At 44.8% G+C, this 15,857-nt stretch carries 13 protein-coding genes; 9 read left to right on the forward strand and 4 right to left on the reverse strand.

What is annotated here, in order from left to right:
• Positions 1-173: 173 nt before the first annotated feature.
• The 4 genes from FFM79_RS05925 (at position 174) to FFM79_RS05940 (ending at position 5,021) form a co-directional block, all read left to right on the forward strand.
• Positions 174-1,019 (forward strand): sugar phosphate isomerase/epimerase family protein, encoded by an 846-nt coding sequence (locus tag FFM79_RS05925; protein ID WP_137642547.1) that lies wholly within the window; start codon positions 174-176, stop codon positions 1,017-1,019.
• A gap of 43 nt (positions 1,020-1,062) precedes the next feature.
• Positions 1,063-2,610, forward strand: coding sequence for an MFS transporter (locus tag FFM79_RS05930; protein ID WP_137642548.1), 1,548 nt, complete (start codon positions 1,063-1,065; stop codon positions 2,608-2,610).
• A 41-nt stretch (positions 2,611-2,651) separates the two neighbouring features.
• Complete coding sequence (locus FFM79_RS05935; protein WP_137642549.1) at positions 2,652-3,776, forward strand: glycoside hydrolase family 88/105 protein; 1,125 nt, start codon at positions 2,652-2,654, stop codon at positions 3,774-3,776.
• A 720-nt stretch (positions 3,777-4,496) separates the two neighbouring features.
• A complete protein-coding gene (locus FFM79_RS05940) occupies positions 4,497-5,021 on the forward strand; it encodes a GNAT family N-acetyltransferase (RefSeq protein WP_137642550.1) in 525 nt (174 codons plus the stop codon).
• A 207-nt stretch (positions 5,022-5,228) separates the two neighbouring features.
• Here FFM79_RS05940 and FFM79_RS05945 read toward each other — a convergent pair whose 3' ends face one another.
• The 4 genes from FFM79_RS05945 to FFM79_RS05960 all read right to left on the reverse strand — a co-directional run bounded on the left by FFM79_RS05945 (position 5,229) and on the right by FFM79_RS05960 (position 8,063).
• Positions 5,229-5,465, reverse strand: a complete 237-nt coding sequence (locus FFM79_RS05945; RefSeq protein ID WP_137642551.1) for a hypothetical protein — start codon at positions 5,463-5,465, stop codon at positions 5,229-5,231.
• A 142-nt stretch (positions 5,466-5,607) separates the two neighbouring features.
• The gene (locus FFM79_RS05950) at positions 5,608-6,063 is read right to left on the reverse strand and encodes a YueI family protein (protein ID WP_137642552.1); all 456 of its coding nucleotides are present in this window, start codon (positions 6,061-6,063) and stop codon (positions 5,608-5,610) included.
• 76 nt (positions 6,064-6,139) lie between these two features.
• Entirely contained in the window at positions 6,140-7,162 is a 1,023-nt protein-coding gene (locus FFM79_RS05955; protein WP_137642553.1) for a sugar kinase, read from the reverse strand.
• Between the two features lie 70 nt (positions 7,163-7,232).
• Entirely contained in the window at positions 7,233-8,063 is an 831-nt protein-coding gene (locus tag FFM79_RS05960) for a discoidin domain-containing protein (RefSeq protein WP_137642554.1), read from the reverse strand.
• A 519-nt stretch (positions 8,064-8,582) separates the two neighbouring features.
• Between FFM79_RS05960 and FFM79_RS05965 the strand changes: the two genes are divergently transcribed.
• The 5 genes from FFM79_RS05965 to FFM79_RS05985 all read left to right on the forward strand — a co-directional run bounded on the left by FFM79_RS05965 (position 8,583) and on the right by FFM79_RS05985 (position 15,792).
• Positions 8,583-10,202, forward strand: coding sequence for a heparinase II/III domain-containing protein (locus tag FFM79_RS05965; protein ID WP_170177394.1), 1,620 nt, complete (start codon positions 8,583-8,585; stop codon positions 10,200-10,202).
• A complete protein-coding gene (locus FFM79_RS05970; RefSeq protein ID WP_137642556.1) occupies positions 10,175-11,698 on the forward strand; it encodes an MFS transporter in 1,524 nt (507 codons plus the stop codon). The genes FFM79_RS05965 and FFM79_RS05970 overlap by 28 nt, the downstream gene beginning before the upstream one ends.
• A gap of 14 nt (positions 11,699-11,712) precedes the next feature.
• A complete protein-coding gene (locus FFM79_RS05975) occupies positions 11,713-12,846 on the forward strand; it encodes a glycoside hydrolase family 88 protein (RefSeq protein ID WP_137642557.1) in 1,134 nt (377 codons plus the stop codon).
• A 12-nt stretch (positions 12,847-12,858) separates the two neighbouring features.
• Complete coding sequence (locus FFM79_RS05980; protein ID WP_137642558.1) at positions 12,859-14,697, forward strand: DUF2264 domain-containing protein; 1,839 nt, start codon at positions 12,859-12,861, stop codon at positions 14,695-14,697.
• Between the two features lie 120 nt (positions 14,698-14,817).
• Positions 14,818-15,792 (forward strand): LacI family DNA-binding transcriptional regulator, encoded by a 975-nt coding sequence (locus FFM79_RS05985; RefSeq protein ID WP_170177395.1) that lies wholly within the window; start codon positions 14,818-14,820, stop codon positions 15,790-15,792.
• The last annotated feature ends 65 nt before the right edge of the window (positions 15,793-15,857 follow it).

Raw genomic sequence — 15,857 nt, forward strand, 5'->3', positions numbered from 1 at the left:
ATAAATCAACGTTTATTCCACTTTTTTATATTTTTTTGCTAAAAAACATTGTATTTTGTGAAAAAATGAGATAATCTCTATGTAAGCGCTTAATTAATTAACTTTTTGGCTTTTAAACATCTGAACGCTCATCAAAATGCACACGTGTACATTTAAGAAAGGAGGTCTTCCACGTGTTAAATCTTCGGCTTGGCATTCGGGCGCATGATTTACCCGCTACGTCGCTCGACGAACTGCTCACGCAGGCCAACAAGTATCCCTTTACTAACTTTCAATTTGCACCACTCAAGTTAGCCGCGCTTGGCCTGGGTGACGTCCGGTTAACACCCGGTTTAGCTACTGCCATTTACAGTAAGATGCAGCAACACCAACTTGACGTTTCCTTATTAGGTTGCATTACAAACTTGGCCCATCCGGACGCCAACGTCCGCGAAGCGGAACTCAAGCGCTTCGAAAACTTCATGAGTGTGGCCCGCTACTTCGGTAACGCCATCGTCGCCACTGAAACTGGCAGCGTCAGCCCCAATGGCCGGACACTTGCGAACTTCGAAGAGCCCGTTTTCGAACGCGTCGTTAAGTCGACCGCCCGCCTTGCTCGGACCGCTGAAAAGCTCGGCGTCCTCTTCGCGATTGAACCCGGTGATAACCACCCGATTCATGATCTGAAAACGACCCGCCGCCTATTTGAAGCCGTCGATAGCCCGAACATGAAGCTTGTCTTTGATCCCGTTAATTTGATCACCGCTACGAATTACCAGCAGCAAGACCAAATCATCGATGCGTTTGTCCAAGAATTCGCCGACAAAATCGTCGCGGTTCACTTAAAAGATTTTGCAATTATTGACCAACATTGCCATGTTTGCGCCTTTGGTCAGGGCCAGTTGCATCGTGAACGGTTCATCAAACTCATTGCCAGTCAGTTCCCACACCTATTTTGTACCTTCGAAGGAATTCGACCGGCCGAAATTCCAACCGCCCTCACCGAGTTACAACGGTGGGTCGCGCTTGATACGTTTTAATTCAATTTAGATTGTTTTGTTAAACGAAGGAGGAACACCTATCATGCAAAATCAGACTTCTGCACCTGCTCCCAAGAAGCATAAAATCACGTTACTCACTCGACTCGCTTATGGGAGTGGGAACTTACTTGGTAGTGGGGCCCTCGGGATCTCCGGGACCTGGCTACTATTCTTCTACACCACTTTCTGTGGTCTTCCAGTTGTGCAAGCCGCGTTAATCTTCTCAATTTCAACTTACTTAGACGTTATTTTGAACCCATTGATGGGGTTCATCACCGATAGTTTCTATAACACCCGCTTAGGGCAAAAATTCGGTCGGCGGCGGTTCTTCATCCTCTTAGGGATTCCGCTGATGCTGATCTACCCAGCCCTTTGGGTTACCGGGATGAACTTCTTCTACTACTTAATTTCATACATTTCATTTGAAATCACTTATACGATGGTCATGATCCCTTACGAAACCTTAGCCGTTGAAATGACGGATAGTTTCGACGAACGGACTTATTTAACCGGTTTCAAAGCAATGTTCGGTAAGGTTGCCAACTTTATCGCCGCTGCGTTACCAGGGGTCTTCTTCACCTTACTTGGTAAGAACTCGCCATACTCATTCTTAGCAACTGGTGCCGTTTACTGTGCGATCATGTTAATCGCCTTAACGTTCTTATACTTCAACTCATGGGAACGTCCCGCTTCCGAAGTTGCTTCAGAACACGTTGAAAACATCTGGGAAGGTTTCAAGAAACTCTTCATCGATATCTTCTCAACCTTACGTTTAAAGACTTTCCGGGCCCACTTAGGGATGTACCTCTTCGGGTTCGGTGCTGAATGGCTGTTTACCGCGACCTTTACGTACTTCATCGTCTTCGTATTGGCACGGCCTTCAACCTTAGTTTCTGAATTGAACAGTTTCAGCAGTATTTTACAATTAATCTCAACCGCAATCTTCATCGTAATCTGTGCGAAGAAGGGCTTCACCCGTCCATTTAGTTTTGCCTTAGGGATTGTTATTACGGCCGTTATCTCATACGTCATTATTTACTTCTTCCACATTCCACACCTCACTTGGTTAGTCGTTGCCGTTACGGCCGTCTTCGGGATTGGTACCGGTGGTGTTTACTACATTCCATGGACCGTTTACACCTTTATGGCCGACGTGGACGAAGTTGTCACGAACCGGCGGCGTGAAGGGATCTACTCCGGTGCCATGACGATGGCCGGGAAGTTAATCCGTGCAACCATCGTCTTCATCTTAGGGGTTGTCTTAGCTGCCTTTGGTTTCAAGGAAGGTGCTTCCGTTCAACCACAAAGTGCCGTAAACGCAATCGTCGGTGTCTTAATTGTCGGTGTTATTGGGTTGGCTCTCTTAGGTCAATTCTTCTCTAGCCGGATGAAGTTGGACCACCGCACCCACAAGATCATCTTGGACGAACTTGACCGGATTCATGCTGGTGGTAAGAAGGAAGACGTTACCCCAGAAACGAAACAAGTTATCGAAGAATTAACCGGCTTCAAGTACGAACAATGCTTCGGTAATAACAACGTTGGTTACCAAGAAAAGAAGCATGAAAACCACACTGCTTCGCAAGCATAGTTAGCCCGTCATTTAGACAAAATCAATTAGGAGTGATAGTTGTGTATCGTCAATATGGAGACTTACAAACCGATTGGCCAACCAAAGGCGCCCAAACCATGCTCAATCGGGAACCCGAAATGAACTTAAAAGGTAAATGGGAATACGAAGACGGCTTGATGCTAAACGGCATGTACGCCATTTATAAGACGACCCATGAAAAAGCTTATTTTGATTATATTAAGCACAACATCGATGAATTTATCGATGATGAGGGTCACATCAAATCGTACCACCGTGACGAATGGAGCCTAGACTTCATCAATAACGGGAAGGCCGTTTTAGACCTCTACGATGAAACCCACGACCCGAAATACAAGGCCGTTGCTGACCGTCTTTATGATCAACTATTAAGTCAGCCCCGGACTGATATCGACGTTTTCTGGCACAAGCAAATCTACCCGAACCAAATCTGGTTGGATGGGCTGTACATGGGCTCCGTTTTCTACGCCCGTTACCAAAAGACGTTCGGTATTACCGACCACTTGGAGGACGTTGTCCACCAGTTCCTAGGTGCTTATAAGGCGACCTACGATGAAAAGACCGGCCTTTGCTACCACGCAACCGACGTTAGTCGCAAAGCCTTCTGGTGTGACCCTGAAACCGGGCATTCTCCGCACTTCTGGACTCGTAGTATTGGTTGGTTCGTCATGGCGATTGTCGACGTCATGGAATACTTACCAGCCGACCTGGATGGCCGTGAACAAATGCTCAGTAACCTCCGCGACTTGCTGAAAGCGCTTCGCAAGGTCGCTGATCCAAAGACTGGCCTCTGGTATCAAGTTACCGACGAAGGCGACCGGCCAATGAACTACTTGGAATCCTCTGGGAGTTTAATGATCTTAAACGCCATTGCTAAGGGCCTTCGGATGGGCTACTTGGACGAAGCTGAATGGTCAGACTTCCTGAAGAACGGCTTTGAAAACGCCCTGCAACAATTTATCTCGGTTGACCGCCACGACTACGTCAACGTCAACAAGATTGCCCACGTCGGCGGCTTGGGTGGTGCTAACAAGCGTGATGGTTCCTTCGCTTACTACATGAGCGAACCAATCGTCGTCAACGACCACAAGGGTGTCGGTCCATTCCTCCTGCTCGCTAATGAAATGCGCCAGCGATTGAATTAATTCCTAACCAGTTATCGTCAGTCGCTGGTTCAGTCAAGTACTGACACACTTCCTTCAATAACGGTGCCACCCGTCTATTGAACGACGTCCGCTCCGGATTTTTCCGGGCGGACGTTTTTGTTATAACCGACACTACTTTTACAAATACGTCTTTGTACCAATTAGTGCTGACCTTGCCGCCAGCAGCGGGTGTCACAGGTTGGCTGGAACACTGCGGTCATCGATTTGAGCTCACTCAGAAGCCCACTGAGCAATCTCAAATTCGAGCCTTATTCTAAGCCGGAAGAACCCCACTTCCGGCCAAGAATAATTTCGCAGTTGAGCCATGGTGACACCCGCTACTGGCTAAACTGGCTCTAATACTAAGTACCGTAGCTCACTTTAGTAAATCTCAGTTAGTAAGCTTTCTTGAAGGACAGCTTACAAAACCGCCCTGTACCAGCGTCTAATGAGCTTAGACCTGTAAATTGCCAAGCCCAGCATACCCGTGACTACAATACAGCTCAAAACATTCTAGCTAAAAGCTTTGATAATTAGCCCGTAAGACTCGTTTACGGGCAATCGCGTCTCTAAAGCACATTGTGGTCATTACGTCGTCAGGCGTGGTGCTTACAAACCCTTGATTTTAACCAGGGGTGGTTGGGTTGGACAAGCGCTTCCATATCCGTCATACTTAAGGTGAGTTGGTACGACTATTACTATTCATAAGGAGCATACTAAATGCAAATCAAAACGATCCAACCGGCTGACTACGACGCCGTTGATCAGTTAGTTCACGCAGCTTTCAGCCAAACCGAGCACGGCTACGACGGTGAGGTCGAACTCATCCACGCCCTGCGCCAGGACCCCGCTTACCAAGCCTACTTGGAAGTGGTCGCCTTCGACCCCCTGCAACGTCCAATTGGGGTCGGTTTACTGAGCCCCATCACGATTGGCGACAGTCCCATCACGGGCTTAGCCCTAGCACCCCTCGCGGTTGATCCCGCCCACCAAAAACAGGGTGTCGGTCGCCGTATCATTCAAAAACTCGAACAACGCGCCCGGATTTCTGGCGGGGCCTACATTAGCGTGCTCGGTTGGCCAGACTACTACGGTCAATTCGGTTACCGACCCGCAAGCGCGTTCAACGTGCAAGCGCCTTGGGATGACGTCCCTGAGGACTACTACCTACTTAAACCGTTAACTCCAAGCGGCTTAGAAGGGATTCACGGAACCGTTGGCTACTTGCCCGCGTTTCAGAACTAATTTTTAAACCAAAAAGCCCCAGTAACGGCCAATGATGGCTGGTACTGGGGCTTTATTAATCAGTCTTTTAAGAGGCACGAACGCATCACCGCACTATCTACCTGCTTGCGGCAATAATCAGCCTGTAAAAGCGCTACACTATCGCTACGTTACGCTACAAAAAGACGCCCCACAGCATCGCTGTGAGGCGTTTCATTTGGCGCTAGCTTAGTACATCTTAAGCTGGTCGAGCCCTTTCATTAAGAGCGCAAAATCATCAGTCTTCGAAAACTTCAATGATTCGCTTTCTAATTTATTGAACTTTTCAATTAAAACGTAGGCTGCTAAGTAACGCTTCAAAGCGTCCTTGCTGGCCCGAGTATCGTCTTCAGCCTTTAAGTTTGAGCCGCTAACGACGGCGCGTGCAAATTTATCTGGGTTGATTTGAATTTTTTGTTTTGCCATGCTGTACTCCTTATTGTTAATAGTTCGGTCTAAAGCAACAGCATCTATCATAGGCAAAACCAACCCGCGCTGTCAATCCTAATATAACTAATCAATATAAAAACAATAACGTTGTCGTATATATTGAATACTGTTTTAGGAATTAGCGGTTGAATAACTTTGCAAAAAAGCCTTGTTTGGGCTGCGACGTCTTTAACATCAACGGTTCCGGAAAACGTTCACAAATGTCGATGGTCGGAACCTCGACCGCCGATGTGGCGCACAGTAAGACGGCGGCGCTATTTCGTTCACAACGATAATAGCGATCATTGCGAATCGCAAACTGGGTTTGAAGTCGCTGGGCCAGGGCCACGTAGCGACTAAGAATATCCGCATCAAGTTTACCGTGAAACAGTAAGTACCGTTCCGGTTGCCGTTGGAGTTCGTAAGTCAACTCGTTTGAAAAGTCCCGGCGCAGGGCCTGCTCAAACGTAATTTTTAAATCAATTCTCTCATAAAAAGTGCCTAAACAGCGGTGCTGCTCATCAGGATGCAGTAACGGCATCCCCCACAACGCAGTTTGAAGCCGTTGTTCAAAATCGCGATCATTATTAGCCATTGGCGCTACCTCATTTTTAGCTGAGCACGGGGTGCTTGCATTCACTCGTAACGAACGTCACTTTTTATTGCGAAGCTTAGCGATTCATTGCGGAACCGCCGTCTTGCATGATGCTCCGAATTTCTGGTTCACTGACCAGATTCAAGTCACCACTGACCGTCAGCTTCAAGACGCTGGCTGCAATTGCGTAGTCGACTTGTTCTTGACCATCGAAGTTGTGTAAGAAGCCGTGCAATAACCCGGCCCCAAAGGCGTCCCCACTGGCAACCCCTTCGTAGACGTGTAATTGGTAAACGGCACTTTCGTAGAACTTACCGTCCCACAATAATAATGCGGACCACTTGCTGTCTTCAACGGAGTTAATGTTCCGCAAAATACTTGCAACGGTGTGGCAGTTTGGATATTGATCAACCACGGCCTGCATTCCGGCTTTGAAGCTATCCTTTTGGTCGATTCCGTGGCGCATATCACCGTCAAAGGCTTTGATTCCTAAGCTGGATTCGAAGTCTTCGTCGTTCGCCAAGACAACGTTAACGTAAGGCATCACTTTCTTTGAGAAGGCTTGCGCTTCTTCGGGAGTCCACATTTTACCCCGGAAGTTGGTGTCAAAAATCACGGTAATCTTGTGATCCTTGCAGTACTTCACAGCGGTCAGGATTGCGCTTTGTAATTCAGTTGAAATCGCAGCGGTAATCCCTGAGAAGTAGAAGTAGTCGACGCCGTCAAGGATGCTTTCCCAGTCGAATTCAGCGGCTTTAGCCGTTGCGAAGGAACTCCCCGCCCGGTCGTAAACAACGTTGGTTCCCCGGACACTAGCACCCTTTTCGAAGAAATAAATCCCTAACCGCGGGCCGCCACGGTGCAGTTTACTGGTATCGACACCGAATTTACGGAGGGTGCCAACCGCTGAGTCACCAAGTAGGTTTTCTGGAAATTTGCTGACGTAAGCGGATTCATCACCTTGTAACGCAAGGGAAACCGCGACGTTTGCTTCCGCACCGCCGTAAGTTGCTTCAAATTGATCTGATTGTAAAATTCGTTTGCTTTCACTTGGTTTGAGCCGAAGCATCATTTCACCAAAGGTTAATACTTTCATCAAGACACATCCAATCTAATTAATAAATACGCTTATGATATATACACTATCATAACCTTTTTCAAAAGCCGCGTTAAGCCTTATTGTAACCGTATACTTCAATTTGCGTGAGTGCTAAAAATCTGGCACTGTTTGCGGCTTTTTTCAAATTATTCAATACTATTTTAGTCGTTCGCCGTGCTGGGAATGTGAACGATTGCAAATCAGCCGTATCAACGGTCTTAAAGTCCATCGTTTCGCCGTCCGAAAAGCCAATTGTTACTTGGTCCCAGAAGCCGTCATGATCCCATTCAAGCCGGTCATGCCGTAAGAGTAACTTCACACAGTCAACTTCAACTTCCCGACCGAAGTCAATCGTTAAAGCGGCGTCCGCCTGTTCGTGAATGCCCCACGAACCGTACGGATAAGAACCGTGTGAAATGTTAGCGAGTTTACCGTCAATTGCGTTTGACGCTAAGAACGTCGGGTTCGTCTCCGCGGTTACGTTTGAGACCGCGTGCGGATAAACGCCGGTATCGACAGCTTGGTCGTGGGGGTTCAAAGCCAAATTGCGATAAGCTTTGATGTCCGCTTCCGAAGCTTTCCGCACCATAATACAATGCCGCTTGGACGCAAACGCCGTATCAATGTTGCGCTTATCCGGCGCAATCGTGTAAATCCAATGTTTATGTGCCATATAAACAAGGGTTGGCGCTAGCGTTTCGTCAAGCTGCACCCAAACGTATTGGTGCGCCTGATCCAATTTAACTTGAATCTTTTCGCCCGGCTGCCAAGTCATGTCCTTAATGCCGAGAACGGCTAAGTCCCGTCCAGTGGTCATGTAAGGCTTCACGATCTTGTCATAAGAAAAGACGCCGGTTTTGACGTGGTTATCTTGGTCTAACAATTGAATCGTAATATCCATATTACTTATCTCCTCTAGATGAAACTAGCCCGTATAATAATACTAATATCCAGTTTACACGGTTATTGGGATTTGAAAACCCTTTATTTTAGTAAATTTTTTCAACCACTTTTTTACTTAGTGCTATTTAGCCATAATTGCCCCTAACCAACACCCATAAAGACTATTCTTTTAGCTTGAAACACCTATTTTTATTACTTAAAAAGGGATTTAATTACTAAAAAAGCCTACGCCAATTTCGTAATCCAATTCTTTCAAAGCCTTATGTAATCAGGATAAAAGGCGGTATACCAATCATATCAACAATCGTGGATGCCTTATCTTTTATCAAAAAACGGCAAAAATGTAGTTAGCTAAAATTATTTTTACTTAATCTATTTACTTTTTAAGTAAAAATAATATAATAACGTTTGTAAACGTTTACAACTGATTTGAGGTGTATCCATGAATAACTATTTCAAAACTACTAATGTTCCGACTAGTAATGTTCAAAATCTAGTTAATGAAATAACATCGGTTGTGCAAGAGTCAGTTAACCAACCAATCCCACCAATTCTTGAAGCTGCTGATTACTTACAGTTCAAAGTTGACGGTGACCGGACTGCCTTTGAGCATCGTTATTTTGAACGTCGCAAATTATTAACTTGTTATACACTCTACTTACAACATAATTTCGACGAACCAGCATTTCATTACTTTGAGCAACTCATTACCTCTACGCTTGACGAAGTGTCGTGGTGCCTCGCTGCTCATTTAAACTATGATCATTTTGAATATGCTACCAAACACACGATTGACCTGTTCGCGGCCGAAACGGGGCAAACGTTGGTCGAAATTGAAACCATCTTTAATAAACGCCTATCCGTTGAGCTGCGGGATGCGATCAACCAGCAAATTGATCAGCGCTTAATTCAACCATTCCTTTCACAAGTTTGGGACTGGGAAACCAAACAAAACAATTGGAATTCAGTTTGTTCGAGTTGTATGGGCATCATTTTCCTATTAACACCCGAACTTAGCAACCGGGCACAATTATTGGACCGTATTAATCATAACTTGATCATTTACCTTGACAGTTTTGGTCAGGATGGTATTTGTACTGAAGGTTTGGAGTATTGGACCTATGGCTTTGGCTATTTTATTTATTACTTTGACCTTTTAAAGGCTTCTCAATCATCGGTCCCCTTCGACCTTCAGCAAATTAAACAAATTGCGGCATTTCCGGCAAGAATCCAACTGGCGAATAATGATTTCGCTAACTTTTCGGACGTTTCCGCTGACCAGCCAATTGCAACCGGTATCTTAGCTTACTGCCAGCAGCATTTTGACACGGCAATTCCAGTTGTTAAAAACGTTAGCCGCCTTGGCTTTGACCATTGTTTCCGCTACGCTCACGTGAGTCGTAACTTGTGGTGGTCAGATTTTAAAGCCAGCACCTTGCAGCCATACCGACACTTTTTTAAAGATGCTCAGTGGTTGATTGATCGCCATTCCGATTGGACCGTCATGCTTAAAGGCGGTAGTAATCAGGAGTCACACAATCACCGTGATATTGGTGAAATCATCCTGAACATTCATGGTCAACGCATCTTAACAGATATGGGTGCACCAATTTATAAAGACGGGTACTTTGGTGCGGAACGTTATCAAACCGTTCAAGCACAAAGCGCCTGGCATTCGGTGCCTTGTGTTGATCAACAAGAGCAACTGGACTCGGTAGAACGGGCAACCGTTGATACCTGTGACTTAAAACAAGCCGTTAATTTTCAACTAACGCTTAACAACGCGTACGGTCATGCCGTAACTCGTCATCTTAGCACTGATGAACACACGTTAAGATTAACGGATACCTTCCCAACCGTTAGGAAAGTTACCGAACATTTTGTGTTCGCTACCGAACCAATTCTGGTTGAAAACGGGTGCCTAGTGCCACTAGCCAATTCTCAACAAACGGTTTATTTCAACTGGACCGATGCATCATCATCCGTAACTAAAATAACCGTTCAGAATCACATTGAACAAAATGAAACATATTATCGATTGAATATTAACCTTAAAGAACCAATTTTTGAATTATCCATTCATTTAATAGGAAATCAGGAGGCTCAATCATGCAAACGCAAAAGCCAAGAAAATTAAAATGGTTTAACATCGCTGGATACGGTGCTGCCGATATTTTTGGTAACGGTGCCTTGACCGTTGCTTCTACTTGGATGTTATTCTTCTATACCAGTGTTGGGGGATTATCTCCTATCGCTGCCGGATCTATTCTCGGGATTGCCCGGGTCTGTGATTCCTTCATTAGCCCCTTAATGGGATACTTAACCGACCACTTTGGTAACACTTGGCTTGGTCGGAAATTCGGTCGCCGGCGGTTCTTCTTACTAGCAGCCGTTCCACTAATGTTTATTTACGTTATTATCTGGATTGCTCATATGAACTACCTCTTCTACTTAGTAACTTACTTACTAATGGAAGCCTTTACAGCAATGGTTATGATTCCATATGAAACCCTTGCTTCAGAAATGACGATGGATTATGACGAACGGACCAAAATGACTAGTTCCCGAATGCTCTGGGCTGCGATTGCAACCTTTCTCGCATCCTGGTTACCAGGTCGCTTCTTTGCCATCTTTGGTAAGAGTAGTCCTAAGGCTTTCCTCGCCAATGGTATTGCACTCTCGTTAATCTTTATCGTTACTTTACTTATTACTTACTTCACCACTTGGGAACGTCCAAACAATGCCGAAACTGACAATGTTCAAGAAAAGAAGGCTAAGAGTCAAAGTAACGGCGGTGCCTTAACTGGCCTCTGGCACGCATTAAAAGATATGGGTTCTGTTTTCCGTATCAAGAGTTACGCCTTACACTTGATTATTTATCTATTTACCTTTACCGCCCGTGATATTATCGGTGCAACTTACGTTTACTTCGTTGTTTACGCGATCCAAAGTAACTCAATTCAAGCGTCAAACTTGTTAACGTTCGGTTCAATTATCGGGATTCCTTGCAACCTTCTATGGCCTAAGATCATGTCTAAACTTGGACCTAGTCGGATGCTCCGGGTTATGTACATTATTATGTTTGGGACCACTGCTGCTTACGGGTTCTTATACTTATCACCACTCGTTGGGACTGCCCAAATCTTAATCTTTATGTACGTTCTACAAATTACTTGGGGGATTTCAAATTCCGGTACTGGTTATGTTCCGTGGACTGTTTATACCTTCATGCCTGACGTTGACGAAATTGTTACCAAGGAACGTCGTGAAGGTGTCTTCGCCGGAATCATGACTTTTGCTCGTAAGACGACTTCTGCTTTAGCACCATTCTTAACTGGGATTGTTCTTGAAGGTAGTGGCTTCGTTGAAAATGCGAGTCATCAATCCGCACACGCCTTAGATGGTTTAGTTCTCTGGATGGTCATTGGTGTCGGTGTCTTATTACTCGTCGCAACTGTCGCAACGTTCTTCTTCAAGCTTGATAAGCAACATCATGAAATCCTAGTTAACGAAGTCAACCGTCTCAAGAACGGTGGCTCGATGGCTGATGTTGAACCAGAAACGAAGAAAGTCGTTGAAAACTTAACTGGCTTCAAGTACGAAAAACTTTGGGGTCACAATAATTTACTATAAAAGTAGGTGTACGCATGACAAAGTGGTCATCAGAACTTCAAAATTCAATTAATCAAAAAGTTAAATCCATTAGCCAAACCATTGGCGATCGCTTTCCCCATGCTACTAATGCAGATGGAAACTATCAATTAGAAAAACCGCAGTGGTGGACTGCGGGATTCTGGCCAGGAATTCTCTGGCAAGTTTTCCAAACCACTCACGATGAACAACTTAAAGAAATCGCCATCCGTTGTGAAAAACAACTCGCAACCGTTTTGCAAGACCCTAACAAGGTTGATCATGACGCTGGCTTTATGTGGATGCTTAGTAGCGTGTATCAGGATCAATTACTGCACGATGAAACTGCTAAAACCCACGCACTGTTAGCAGCCAATCTATTAGCAGCTCGCTTTAACATCCGTGGTAACTACCTTCGCGCGTGGAATGCTTGGATTGGTCGCGAAGATAATACCGGGACGGTCATTATTGATAGTGTCATGAACTTACCGCTCCTTTACTGGGCAAGTGAGGTCACTAACGACCCCCGCTTTAAGCACATTGCAACTGCACATGCGGATACTATTTTGCAACACTTTGTCCGTGATGACGGTTCCGTTCACCATATGGTTATTTTTAATGCTGAAACTGGCGACGTTGTTGAAAAGCTTGGCGGTCAAGGGTTCGCCGAAAACAGTTCTTGGTCGCGTGGTTGCGCTTGGGCCCTGTACGGTTTTGCATTGGCCTACAAATATACCCATGCCGAACGTTTCTTAACCGCCAGCATGAAGGTTGCCAATTACTTCCTAATGCATACCGAAACAACAAAAATTGCGCTCTGGGATTTCAGAATTCCCGCAAATACCGCTGAACAGAAATATGATTATCCGGATTCATCCGCAAACGCCATCGCAGCTTGCGGTTGCCTCCTACTAGCTGATTTAGTTACGCCTGAAGAACACGACTTCTACTACCAAGGTGCCGAACGATTAGTCACCGACCTAGTTGAACAGGCCTCTGCGCTTGATGATCCTAATTGTCAGGGGTTAATTAAACACGGTACTGGGCATTTTCCAGAGCAAAAGAATCTCGACGTGTCCTTAATTTATGGCGATTACTTCTTCGTTGAAGCCGTCAATACTTTAAATCACGTTCAAACATTACATTGGTAAGGAGAATCTACAATGACTGAATTATTTAATCATGAGGTCGCCGTAAATCCGATTAAAACTAAAGCTGATGTTGAAAAGGCGTTAATCGACCTTTGCCGACCGATGTTAAAAATTATCCAACAACAAATTCCTGGTCGTGTTAGAAAAGGGACCAGTGGTTCTGTTTATACCGAAGACAAACGCCAAATCGAAGGTTTCCTGCGGCTCTTATGGGGCCTAGGTCCATTATTCAAGGACCCCCAAAAGATTAAGCAATACCCCGAATTATATCAAATGGCAACCGAAGGGATCCTAGCAGGAACTGACCCAACAACCGCCAGCTTCTGGGGCGCTGATTTAGCCGATTACGACCAATTATTTGTTGAAATGGGCTCACTAGGTGCATTCCTAATTGAAACTAAGCCGAGCTTCTGGGATACGTTAACCGCTCAGCAACAAAAGAATATCTATCAATGGCTAGATCAAATTAACAATAAGAAGATTCCACATACTAATTGGCTGTTCTTCCGGGTTCTCGTCAATTCATTCTTTAAGACCGCTGAGCAGCCCGTTGATCAAGCACTATTTGATCACGATCTAAAAGAAATCAACGATTATTACCTAGACCATGGTTGGTATTTCGATGGCTATATTAATCAAATCGATTACTACATTCCATTTGCCATGCACTATTATGGTTTGTTGTATAGCCAATTAATGGATGATTCTAAAAACAGTCCCCTCTTTAAGAAGCGGGCAATCCTGTTTGCAAATCAATTCAAAAACTGGTTTGCAAACAACGGGGCTGCGTTACCGTTCGGTCGAAGCCAAACTTACCGCTTTGCACAATCCGCTTTCTGGGACGTTTTAGCGCTGACTGGCCTTCAAGTACCAGGACTCAGTTTGGGCCAAATTAAACACTTAGCCTTAAACAACTTGCGCTACTGGTTTAAATTACCAATTTTCAGCACCGATGGTCTGCTCACTGTGGGTTACGGCTACGACAACTTAGTTATGGGTGAAGGTTACAACGCCCCTGGCTCACCTTACTGGGCTTTAAAAGACTTTATCCTACTAGCCATTCCTGACGACGCACCATTCTGGACGACGCAAGAACAAGCGGTTCATTTTGATGATAAGCAGTTACAACCTGAACCACGGATGTTGCTTGTGCACGGCGATCATGGCGACGAACTCCAGGCCTTCACCGCTGGTCAACATTCTCATGAACACGCTCACGCCGCTGCCAAGTATGAAAAGTACGTTTACTCGACAACCTTTGGCTTTAGCGTTCCTAAGGGGCAAGTCATGCTTAAACAGGGTGCGTTTGATAGTACTTTAGCCATATCAGAAACGGGCTTGAATTATCAAACCGTCTATGGTTATAAAGACTATCAAATCCACAAGGACTACGTTTATGCTGATTGGCAACCATTTGATGACGTTGAGATTAAGAGCTACATCGTCCCGTTCTATCCATGGCATATCCGGATTCACCAAATTAAGACGGGCCGGCACTTATTCTTAGCGGACGGCGGCTTTGCTACCCCAACTAGCGGCACTGCTCACGAAATCAAAAATGGGGTTTACCAACAAAATAACGTTGGTCTAGTTGGTGCCGTTAATTACCAAGGTGACTTAGTACCAGAAATGTTGACCGTTGAGCCTAACACCAACATGCTCTACCCACTGACCACCATCCCAACCTTAACGGGTGAAATCGATCAGGGTGAACATACGTTGATTGCTGGCTTTGTGGGTAGTCCAGCTTTGAAGACTCTCAAGGCAGCACCAACCGTTGAACTACAAGGTAACACGCTCACCATGCACTACCTTGATACCACTAGAATCATTGAATTAAAAGAAATTTAGTATTAAGTCAATTAACGCGAACATATTTTATCCATCTAGTTCAATAATATGGCTTATACTCTGAGTAAGGTATATCATTATGATATATCTTATTTTTATCTATTCGGAAAGAGGTATGTTGTGACAACTTTAAATGATATCGCTAAAGTAGCGCATGTCTCCGTAGCAACCGTTTCACGGGTTCTTAGTTATGATAAGTCGATGTCCGTTTCAAACGAAACCCGTAGCAAAATCTTTGAATTAGCTGAAACATTGAATTACACGAAGTACAAAACCAAAAACGAGCGCGTCAACGGCACCATCGGCCTCGTAACCTGGTATTCGCGTGAAGAGGAACTAAGCGATCTTTATTACCTATCCATTCGCTTAGGCATTGAAAATTATCTGCAACAAAATGGATTTCTAATCCAATACATTTCCCCACAAAAAATCGATGTAAAAAGTAAACACTTAACCGGGGTCATTGCAATTGGTAAATTTAGCCACCAAGAAATGCAACACTTGTCAGACATGTACCAGCAAATCGTGTTTATCGGCTGTAACAGCCTTAAAGTTCACCGAAGCTGCGTGATGACAGATGTTGAATGCGATTTTCAGGCTCTTCTTCAAGACGCCCTGTCTAAGTTCGACGCCAGCCGAATTTTCCTGTTAACCGGAAAAGAATCGACTAACGATCAAACTGAAATTATCCAAGATGAACGCGTCTTGCTGTTTGAAAAATACCTTAAGGGGACAACCAACGTTTATCAACAACACTTTACGGCTAACTCTGGCTATCAACTAATGACTGATATTTTAGACGCACATGATGCCTTACCACAAGTAATCTTTGCCGGTAACGACGCCATGGCAATCGGCATCATTAAAAAGTTATTGGAAGCCAATATAAAAGTTCCAGAGCAAGTTAAAGTGATCGGTTTCGATAATATTTCAATTGCGCAGTACGCAGCCGTTCCGTTAACGACCATCGACGTTAAAACAACGCAGATGGGAGAAATGGGCGCTAAATTATTGTTAGAAAATCTAAAGGCTACTCAGCCCCTAATTCAAAGAATTACCGTTGGCACAGAGCTTGTGTCTCGCCAATCTTATTAAGCGTTTAAAGCACGCTATTAATTAAAAACGACGATTAACCGCACCCAGTGTGATTAATCGTCGTT

The organism is Lactiplantibacillus modestisalitolerans (assembly GCF_005405425.1).
GTDB classification, from domain to species: Bacteria; Bacillota; Bacilli; order Lactobacillales; family Lactobacillaceae; genus Lactiplantibacillus; species Lactiplantibacillus modestisalitolerans.

Coding starts and splice junctions, on each gene's coding strand:
- FFM79_RS05930 (WP_137642548.1), top strand. CDS start 1,063: ATGCAAAATCAGACTTCTGCACCTGCTCCCAAGAAGCATAAAATCACG.
- FFM79_RS05940 (WP_137642550.1), top strand. CDS start 4,497: ATGCAAATCAAAACGATCCAACCGGCTGACTACGACGCCGTTGATCAG.
- FFM79_RS05945 (WP_137642551.1), bottom strand. CDS start 5,465: ATGGCAAAACAAAAAATTCAAATCAACCCAGATAAATTTGCACGCGCC.
- FFM79_RS05950 (WP_137642552.1), bottom strand. CDS start 6,063: ATGGCTAATAATGATCGCGATTTTGAACAACGGCTTCAAACTGCGTTG.
- FFM79_RS05960 (WP_137642554.1), bottom strand. CDS start 8,063: ATGGATATTACGATTCAATTGTTAGACCAAGATAACCACGTCAAAACC.
- FFM79_RS05970 (WP_137642556.1), top strand. CDS start 10,175: ATGCAAACGCAAAAGCCAAGAAAATTAAAATGGTTTAACATCGCTGGA.
- FFM79_RS05975 (WP_137642557.1), top strand. CDS start 11,713: ATGACAAAGTGGTCATCAGAACTTCAAAATTCAATTAATCAAAAAGTT.
- FFM79_RS05980 (WP_137642558.1), top strand. CDS start 12,859: ATGACTGAATTATTTAATCATGAGGTCGCCGTAAATCCGATTAAAACT.